This window comes from Nitratireductor lacus (genome assembly GCF_056431025.1).
The window spans coordinates 1-8,717 of record NZ_JBWKMB010000041.1; the positions used below are offsets into that span (position 1 = coordinate 1).

General features: G+C 62.2%; 7 protein-coding genes. 6 read left to right on the top strand and 1 reads right to left on the bottom strand.

Going from position 1 to position 8,717, the window contains the following annotated elements; genetic code table 11:
* Window positions 1–108 precede the first annotated feature (108 nt).
* On the bottom strand, window positions 109–720 hold the full coding sequence (phaR, locus tag AC07E3_RS21045) for a polyhydroxyalkanoate synthesis repressor PhaR (protein WP_478364646.1): 612 nt from the start codon (window positions 718–720) through the stop codon (window positions 109–111).
* Between the two features lie 306 nt (window positions 721–1,026).
* Between phaR and AC07E3_RS21050 the strand changes: the two genes are divergently transcribed.
* From AC07E3_RS21050 to AC07E3_RS21075, 6 genes are all read left to right on the top strand, one after another.
* Window positions 1,027–2,211: an acetyl-CoA C-acetyltransferase gene (locus AC07E3_RS21050; RefSeq protein WP_478364648.1), complete on the top strand. Its 1,185-nt coding sequence runs from the start codon at window positions 1,027–1,029 to the stop codon at window positions 2,209–2,211.
* A 108-nt stretch (window positions 2,212–2,319) separates the two neighbouring features.
* Window positions 2,320–3,039 (top strand): acetoacetyl-CoA reductase, encoded by a 720-nt coding sequence (gene phbB / locus AC07E3_RS21055; protein ID WP_065818092.1) that lies wholly within the window; start codon window positions 2,320–2,322, stop codon window positions 3,037–3,039.
* Window positions 3,040–3,706: 667 nt separating this feature from the next.
* Entirely contained in the window at window positions 3,707–6,739 is a 3,033-nt protein-coding gene (locus tag AC07E3_RS21060; protein WP_478364650.1) for a helicase-related protein, read from the top strand.
* A gap of 9 nt (window positions 6,740–6,748) precedes the next feature.
* Window positions 6,749–7,138, top strand: a complete 390-nt coding sequence (locus AC07E3_RS21065; RefSeq protein WP_007007555.1) for an RNA-binding S4 domain-containing protein — start codon at window positions 6,749–6,751, stop codon at window positions 7,136–7,138.
* 138 nt (window positions 7,139–7,276) lie between these two features.
* A complete protein-coding gene (gene fdxA, locus AC07E3_RS21070; protein ID WP_007007554.1) occupies window positions 7,277–7,615 on the top strand; it encodes a ferredoxin FdxA in 339 nt (112 codons plus the stop codon).
* A gap of 380 nt (window positions 7,616–7,995) precedes the next feature.
* Entirely contained in the window at window positions 7,996–8,568 is a 573-nt protein-coding gene (locus AC07E3_RS21075) for a CarD family transcriptional regulator (RefSeq protein ID WP_007007553.1), read from the top strand.
* Window positions 8,569–8,717 lie beyond the last annotated feature (149 nt).

The window sequence follows — 8,717 nt, forward strand, 5'->3', positions numbered from 1 at the left end:
GCCCGTCGTAAGAACGGGCGTCATTCCTGCCAGCATGGCCTGCGTATCACGAACGGTCCGGGGCATGTGTCTGGCGCTTCAGTCTGTGCTCGCTCCGGGGAAGGGCGGTCAGGAACCGCCCAGGGAGTTGATCTTGCGCTGCATGTCGGCGATCTGCTCCCGTAAGTCCTTCAGGTCGTCGGACCGGGGGTTGTCGTCACCCGTTTCCGTGTCCGCGGCAGCGGGCTGTTCGGGTGCGCCGGGCATCGGCGTAAACATGCGCATGGCGTTCTGAAACATCTCGATGTTGCGGCGGGTTTGTTCTTCAACCATTTTCATGGGTGCCGACATGCCCATCATATCCATGGAGGATGTCCCGAACGCCCTGTTCATCTGTTCGCGCATGCGCTCCTGCTCCTTCGAAAAGGCCGTCATGGACTGTTCGAGGAAGCTTGGAACAACCATCTGCATCTGGTCGCCGTAGAAGGCGATGAGCTGGCGCAGGAAGGACACCGGCAGCATGTTCTGCCCGTTGCGGTCGTTCTCCAGTTCGAAAATGATCTGGGTCAGAACCGAATGGGTGATGTCGTCGCCGGATTTGGCGTCATGGACAACGAAATTCTCATCGCGCTTCACCATTTCGGCGAGGTCCTCCAGCGTCACATAGGTGCTGGTGCCGGTGTTGTAGAGGCGGCGATTGGCGTATTTCTTGATGACGATCGGGTCGTCCTTGGCTGGCATTACTGACCTCCCCGTAGCACGGTGTCTATGGCGTCGCGTCCGGCCGTCTCTTTGCGTCGACCTGGAAAAACGATGCCCTGGATTCAAGGACCAGGGGCAGGATATGCGCAAAATCCGGTCGAATGAAAGCGGTTTTCGCAGTGGCGAAGACGCGGGCGCTTCCGTTCGGCGCTGCGCATGGGTTGCTGCGCTGCACACATCCGTTTGACTCGGCCCTGATTAGCCGCGACAAATGCGGATGAGGACAGTCCGTCATATGGGCTGCACATTTACGCGTATATGCCTTTTTCCAAGGGAGAACCTTCCATGTCGTCAGCCGAAGCCATTGTCGTCGCCAGCGCCGCCCGCACACCGGTCGGTTCCTTCAACGGGTCGTTCGCCACGGTGCCGGCGCATGAGCTGGGCGCTACCGCGATCCGCGAGGCGCTTTCGCGCGCCGGGGTGGCGCCGGAAGAGGTGAACGAGGTTATACTTGGTCAGGTGCTGACCGCGGGCCAGGGGCAGAACCCGGCGCGTCAGGCGTCGATCGCCGCCGGTCTGCCGAAAGAGACAACCGCGTGGGTGCTCAACCAGGTCTGCGGTTCGGGCCTGCGCACCATTGCCATCGGCATGCAGCAGATCGCCACCGGCGATGCCGACATCATCGTTGCCGGCGGGCAGGAATCGATGACGCTCTCGCCCCACTGCGCCTATCTGCGCGCCGGCGTGAAGATGGGCGATTACACGATGATCGATACGATGATCCGCGATGGTCTGTGGGATGCCTTCAACGGCTACCATATGGGCATCACGGCGGAGAATGTGGCGCGGCAGTTCCAGATCACGCGTGACGAGCAGGATGCATTCGCGCTCGCATCGCAGAACAAGGCGGAGGCCGCGCAGAAGGCCGGGCGCTTCAAGGACGAGATCGTGCCGGTGACGGTAAAGAGCCGCAAGGGTGAGACGGTCGTCTCCGACGACGAATATATCCGCCATGGCGCGACGCTGGAGGGGATGCAGAAACTGCGCCCGGCCTTCGACAAGGAAGGCACCGTGACGGCGGCCAACGCGTCTGGCATCAATGATGGCGCCGCCGCTGTCGTGCTGATGCGCGAAAGCGAGGCTGAGCGCCGGGGCCTGACACCGCTCGCCCGCATTGCCTCATGGGCAACGGCGGGTGTCGACCCGGCGATCATGGGCACGGGGCCGATCCCCGCGTCGCGCCGTGCGCTGGAGAAGGCTGGCTGGAAGGCGGAAGATCTCGATCTGGTCGAGGCCAACGAGGCTTTTGCCGCACAGGCCTGTGCCGTCAACAAGGATATGGGCTGGAACCCGGAGATCGTGAACGTCAATGGCGGAGCGATTGCCATCGGCCATCCGATCGGTGCTTCGGGCACCCGCATTTTCAACACGCTGGCCTTCGAGATGCGCCGCCGGGGCGCGAAGAAGGGGCTGGCGACGCTTTGCATCGGTGGCGGAATGGGCGTCGCCATGTGCGTGGAAGCGCTGTAGGCTGACTGGCGGCGCGCGGCGGGAGACGTTGCGCGCCAGCCGGATTATCGCTCAGGCACAATAGGGCGAAGGCGGCGGGGAACATTCATTTCCAGGGAGGCGATCTGCATGAAGACGGCACTTGTTACCGGGGGAACCCGTGGTATCGGCGCGGCGATAGCGACAGCTCTCAAAGAGGCAGGCTATCAGGTTGCGGCGAATTATGCGGGCAATGACGAGGCGGCGGCGCGGTTTACCGAGGAAACCGGCATTGCCACCTATAAATGGTCGATTGCCGACTATGACGCCTGTGCCGAGGGTGTGGCGAAGATCGAAGCCGATCTCGGCCCGGTGGACATTCTGGTCAACAATGCCGGGATCACGCGCGATGTGATGTTTCACAAGATGACGCCGGAAGACTGGCGCGCGGTGGTCGATGTCAATCTCAACGGCGTCTTCAACATGACGCATCAGGTTTTCGCCGGCATGCGCTCGCGCAAGTTCGGCCGGATCATCAGTATTTCCTCGATCAACGGCCAGAAGGGGCAGATGGGGCAGGCCAATTACTCGGCGGCCAAGGCCGGCGAGATCGGTTTCACCAAGGCGCTGGCCCAGGAGGGGGCGCGTTTCAACGTGACGGTGAACGCTATCTGCCCGGGCTACATCGCCACCGACATGGTGATGGCCGTGCCGGAAGCGGTGCGCGAGAAGATCATTGCGCAGATCCCGGTGGGGCGGCTGGGCGAGGCGTCGGAAATCGCACGGTCGGTGCTCTTCCTCGCGTCCGACGATGCAGGCTTCGTGACCGGCTCGACGCTGACCGTCAATGGCGGGCAATACTTCATCTGATGAAAATCAGGCGTGCCGCGCCGTAAATTTTCGGGACGCTGTGGATCGATCATGGCGTTCCGGATCCCTCGATCCTGTATCAATTTGAAGCAATTCGGTTAACGGAGCTTTCATCCTGCCGCAGCCGAGCTGTGGATAAGCTGTGCGCTGTCTGTCGACAGGCAGTGGAAAACACCAGATGTAGCGGTGAACGTACCGGGAACATTGCGATATCACTGATTCGTCGCCGATTCGTTCCGGGTTTGGTCGAAGTGTTAATGCCAGGTCTCAACCCGCGCGGTGCGGCTGTTAACGGTGGGTCAAATTTTCCTAACAAAATCTTATGCTTGCGCAGGGTGGAACGTGCCTGCGCCTCCGCTGCCGGCAAAAGGTTAACGCTTGCCCTTCCTTTGCGGCACTTCCGGTTTGGCGCCGATTCAGTATCTAGTTCCGCTTCCTCTGCGTCATACCGTATGTTGGGGTGAACAAAACGGGAAACCTGCAAAGTCAGTGATTCGTCGCTGATTCGTTCCAGACTCGTTCCAAACCTTAATGGATGCATGGATATGCGAAGGCATATGGCAGTCATTGTCGGGGGAGTGACAGTCTTGCCTTGGAATGCGGAGGCAAAGCGTGCTAACCCGTGTGCTCGCCTTTTTTCGCTGAGGTAGACGGCTTTCCGGGCCCTATGAATTTCCAGAATCAGAACGCCAGCCCCCGGGTGCTTTCGGGGCGCAACGTCACAGCCATCCTCGGCCCCACCAACACGGGCAAGACGCATCTCGCCATCGAGCGCATGGTTGCGCATTCCAGCGGCGTCATCGGTCTGCCGCTGCGCCTGCTTGCGCGCGAGGTCTATTCGCGCGTGGTCGCCAAGGTGGGCGAGCAGCATGTTGCGCTGATCACCGGCGAGGAAAAGATTGCGCCACCGGGGGCGCGCTTTTCGGTGTGCACTGTGGAAGCGATGCCGCGTGAGGCCGACGTGGCCTTCGTCGCGATCGACGAGGTCCAGCTTGCCGCGGATCTCGAGCGCGGCCACATTTTCACCGACCGTATCCTGCACCTGCGCGGCCGCGAGGAAACGTTGCTGCTCGGGGCCGGCACGATGCGCGGCATACTGGAGAAGCTCCTGCCGGGCCTCTCCGTCATCACCCGGCCGCGCATGTCGGTGCTCACCTATTCCGGCTCACGCAAAATCACGCGGCTGCCGCGCCGCTCGGCCATCGTGGCGTTCTCCTCCGACGAGGTTTATGCCATCGGTGAGCTGATCCGCCGCCAGCGCGGCGGGGTGGCCGTGGTGCTCGGCGCGCTGAGCCCACGCACGCGCAACGCACAGGTCGCGCTCTATCAGTCCGGCGATGTCGACTATCTGGTGGCGACGGATGCGATCGGCATGGGGCTCAACCTCGATGTCGATCATGTGGCCTTCGCGCAGAACCGCAAATTCGACGGTTTCCAGTATCGCGATCTCAATCCGGCGGAGCTCGGCCAGATCGCAGGCCGTGCCGGCCGGCACCTGCGCGACGGGACGTTTGGCGTTACCGGCCAGGTCGACCCCTTCGCCGATGAACTCGTCCACCGCATCGAGGCGCATGAGTTCGACCCCGTGAAGGTGCTGCAATGGCGCACGGCGTCGTTCGACTTTTCAAGCGTCGATGCGCTCAAGGCGTCGCTCGATACGCCGCCGCCCGTGGACGGCCTGACCCGCGCGCTGCCGGCCGCCGATGCGAAAGTGCTCGAATTCCTGTCGCGTGACGGGGATATCCGGGCGCTGGCCGAGGGGCGCGAGCGTGTCGGGCTCCTGTGGGAAGCCTGCGTGCTGCCCGATTACCGGCGCATCGCACCGGCCCAGCACGCAGAAATTGTTGGTGCAGTCTTTTCTGATCTGGCGCGAATGGGCCATGTCGATGAAGACTATATGGCTGAACAGGTCAAACGCGCCGCGTCCACCGAGGGGGACATCGACACGTTATCACAGCGGATCGCGCAGATTCGCACATGGACATTTGTCTCGCACAGGCCCGGATGGCTGGCCGATGCGACACACTGGCAGGAAAAAACACGAGAGATTGAGGACAGTTTGTCCGATGCGTTGCATGAGCGATTGACGAAACGCTTTGTGGACCGCAGGACTTCCGTGCTCATGAAGCGCCTGAGAGAGAATGCAATGCCGGAAGCAGAAATCAGCCCCGTTGGCGAAGTCCTTGTCGAGGGGCATCACGTTGGTGAGATGCTAGGGTTCCGCTTTACCGCCGACCGTTCGGCGGAGGGAGAGGACGCGCGCGCCGTCAAGGCTGCTGCCCAGAAAGCGTTGGCCGCCGAGTTTGAAACCCGCGCGGACCGTTTTGCCGCGTCGGGCAATGGGGATCTGGCGCTCGATTCCGACGGCCTGCTGCGCTGGCTCGGACAGCCGATTGCCACTCTGGTGGCCGGTGAGGATGCGCTGAAGCCGCGCATCGTGCTCCTGGCCGACGAGCAGTTGACCGGACCGGCGCGCGACAAGGTCGCCGCCCGTGCCGAGCGCTTTGTGACCTATCAGATCGAATCGCTCCTGAAGCCGCTGGTGGACCTGCGCGATACGGAAAGCCTGTCGGGCATGGCGCGTGGCATCGCCTTCCAGCTTGCCGAGAATTTTGGCGTTCTGAACCGCCGCACCGTGGCTGAGGACGTTCGGGCGCTCGACCAGGACGCGCGTGCATCGCTGCGCCGCCTCGGCGTGCGCTTCGGCGCGTATCACATCTTTGTCCCCGCGCTGATCAAGCCGGCACCGGCCGGTCTCCTGTCGCTTCTCTGGGCGCTCAAGAACGACGCCAAAGACAAGCCGGGCTATGGCGATGTGGTGACCGCGCTTGCCGCCGGCCGCACGTCCATCGTGACCGACCCGGCCTTTGAGAAGGCCTTTTACGGTCTTGCCGGGTATCGCAATCTCGGCCGCCGTGCCGTGCGCGTCGACATTCTGGAACGCCTTGCGGACCTCATCCGTCCCGCGCTTTCCTGGAAGCCGGGAACGGGTGCGCGCCCCGAAGGGGGCTATGACGGTGCGGCCTTTGTGGTCACGCCGGCGATGATGTCCATTCTTGGTGCGACTGCCGACGACATGGAGGCGATTCTCAAGGGACTGGGCTATCGCGGAGAGCCGAAACCGGCCGAAGAGGTGGCGGCGCATCTGAAGGCGCTGGACGAAGCGGCTGCGGAAAAGGATGCCACGCAGAAGGCCGGGGAGGCCAAACCCGCCGAGCCTGTGGCCGAGGGCGCGGACGCTGCCACGCAGACCGGGGCTGTTGCCGCCCAGCCGGGCGAGCAGGTGGCGGCCGAGCCCGCCGCAGCGGAGACGCCGGAAGAGGCCCCGACGCCTGTGGCGGAGATCAAGCCGGATGCGACGCCTGAGGCGGTGGTTGACGAATCTGCTGCCGAGACCCCGGCCGAAAAGCCAGCCGGCGAAGAAGAAGAACCCAAGCCGGTCCTCATCTGGCGGCAGGCCCGTTTTGACGGGCGCAAGCGCCATGGTGCAGGCAAGGGGAACCCGCGTCAGCAGGCGCGCGGGCGTCAGGAGCGTGACGGGGCCCAGAAGCGGGGCAAGCCGCACCGCAAGGATGGCGAAAAGCAGGGCTTCAAGCGCAAGGGGGCGTCTCACCGTCCGCGTGAGGAGCGCCCGGCGCGCATCGACCCGGATTCACCCTTTGCGAAGCTCGCTGCCCTGAAGGACCAGTTGAAGAAGTAGCGCCATGCAATGAGCGGAACGGCTTTAGAACGGCAGCGCATCGACAAGTGGCTGTTCTTCGCGCGGGTGGTGAAATCACGCTCGCTCGCCGCCAGGCTCGCCCAGGCCGGGCGGGTTCGCGTCAACCGCAACAAGATCGAGCAGGCCGCCTACCAGATCAAGGTGGGCGACGTGCTCACCATTTCCCTCGACCGGCGGATCCTCGTCTACCGTGTTCTGGCGCCGGGCGCGCGGCGCGGTCCTGCAGAAGAAGCGCGGACGCTTTACGAGGACATGACCCCGCCAGCTCCGCCGAAGGAAGCCGTGACCGCGGCGGTGCCGCCAAAGCGCGACATGGGGGCCGGGCGCCCGACCAAGAAGGAACGCCGTGCCCTCGACCGGTGGCGCGACGATGGGTGATGCCGGATTGCGGTCTGCGAAGGCTGGAATGGGATTCCGCCTGCGACGATTGCGGCGCAACAACGGGCCTTGCAACGGCTCTTCAAAGGGGATACCTCACCTTTCGACATTCGAAGAAGCTGTCAGCCGAGAGCACCAATGACCTATATCGTCACCGACAACTGCATCAAGTGCAAGTACATGGACTGTATAGAAGTCTGTCCGGTCGACTGTTTCTATGAAGGTGAGAACATGCTCGTCATCCATCCGGATGAGTGCATCGACTGCGGTGTCTGTGAGCCGGAATGCCCGGCAGAGGCGATCAAGCCCGACACGGAGCCAGGGCTGGACAGCTGGCTTCAGCTCAACTCCGAATATGCCGAAAAATGGCCCAACATCACCGCTAAGAAAGAGCCTCCGGCGGACGCCAAGGAATTCGATGGCGTCGAAAACAAGCTGGAACAGTATTTTTCGCCGGAGCCCGGCGAAGGAGACTGAACCCACTTTTTGACCGTGGGGCATAACGCTAAAAGACGGGGCGATCGCGCAGGATTCTGCCGCGACATCTTCGCACATGCGTCAAATTCTTGATTCTTTCGGCTTTTTGTGGTAGCTTCACAAAATCATGCCGGTGACAACACGTCTTTTGATGGCGCACACAGACTAATCACTGAAAGGTGGGGCTCAAAATCCGGACCGGGGCTATCTGGGTCAGGGTGTATTGGTTTGCGTGGCGGGCCTTAGGTGCAGGCGCTGTCACCATTTTCCAGAGCTTTCAATCTTCTATGCGTCCGAGAAGCCGGCAGGCGTATGGGCAAGGGGTATCGTCGAGGCGAGACGGAACCTGCATGTCCCACTAGAACAGGAGTGTTAGGCGGATGACCACCCAGCAGAAGAAATCGGCGCAGCGCCAGGGATTCAAGACTGGCGAATATATTGTGTATCCGGCGCATGGCGTCGGGCAGATCGTTACGATCGAAGAGCAGGAAGTCGCCGGTCACAAGCTGGAATTGTTCGTCATCGATTTCCAGAAGGACAAGATGCGCCTCAAGGTGCCGGTCGCCAAGGCGACGTCCATCGGCATGCGCAAGCTTTCCGAAACCGACTATGTTGATCGCGCGCTCAAGGTCGTGCAGGGCCGCGCCCGCGTGAAGCGCACCATGTGGTCGCGTCGCGCCCAGGAATATGACGCAAAAATCAATTCGGGTGACCTGATCTCGATTTCGGAAGTCGTGCGCGATCTCTACCGCGCCGACAACCAGCCGGAGCAGTCCTACTCGGAGCGTCAGCTTTATGAAGCCGCGCTCGACCGCATGGCGCGTGAGATTGCTGCCGTCAACCGCATGTCGGAGACGGAGGCCGTGCGCCTGATCGAGACCAACCTCAACAAGGGCCCGCGCCGCGGCGCCAAGGCCGACAACGAGGAAGGCGAGAAGGAAGAAGCGGCATAAGCTTCCCTTTCAACTGGTTTCAGGGCATCGGACCGAAAGGTGAGATCCGGTTTTCGGATTGTTTCGATGCTCCATCAATCTTTTAGATCGTCCTTTGTGCGTCCGCATGGACGTACGGTGAATTAGAAAACCCGGCTGGCTTCAGCCGG

What these genes read in the sequence shown, in the direction of transcription:
- AC07E3_RS21065 (WP_007007555.1), top strand. Translation starts at nt 6,749, where the DNA reads ATGAGCGGAACGGCTTTAGAACGGCAGCGCATCGACAAGTGGCTGTTC.
- AC07E3_RS21050 (WP_478364648.1), top strand. Translation starts at nt 1,027, where the DNA reads ATGTCGTCAGCCGAAGCCATTGTCGTCGCCAGCGCCGCCCGCACACCG.
- phbB (WP_065818092.1), top strand. Translation starts at nt 2,320, where the DNA reads ATGAAGACGGCACTTGTTACCGGGGGAACCCGTGGTATCGGCGCGGCG.
- phaR (WP_478364646.1), bottom strand. Translation starts at nt 720, where the DNA reads ATGCCAGCCAAGGACGACCCGATCGTCATCAAGAAATACGCCAATCGC.
- fdxA (WP_007007554.1), top strand. Translation starts at nt 7,277, where the DNA reads ATGACCTATATCGTCACCGACAACTGCATCAAGTGCAAGTACATGGAC.
- AC07E3_RS21075 (WP_007007553.1), top strand. Translation starts at nt 7,996, where the DNA reads ATGACCACCCAGCAGAAGAAATCGGCGCAGCGCCAGGGATTCAAGACT.
- AC07E3_RS21060 (WP_478364650.1), top strand. Translation starts at nt 3,707, where the DNA reads ATGAATTTCCAGAATCAGAACGCCAGCCCCCGGGTGCTTTCGGGGCGC.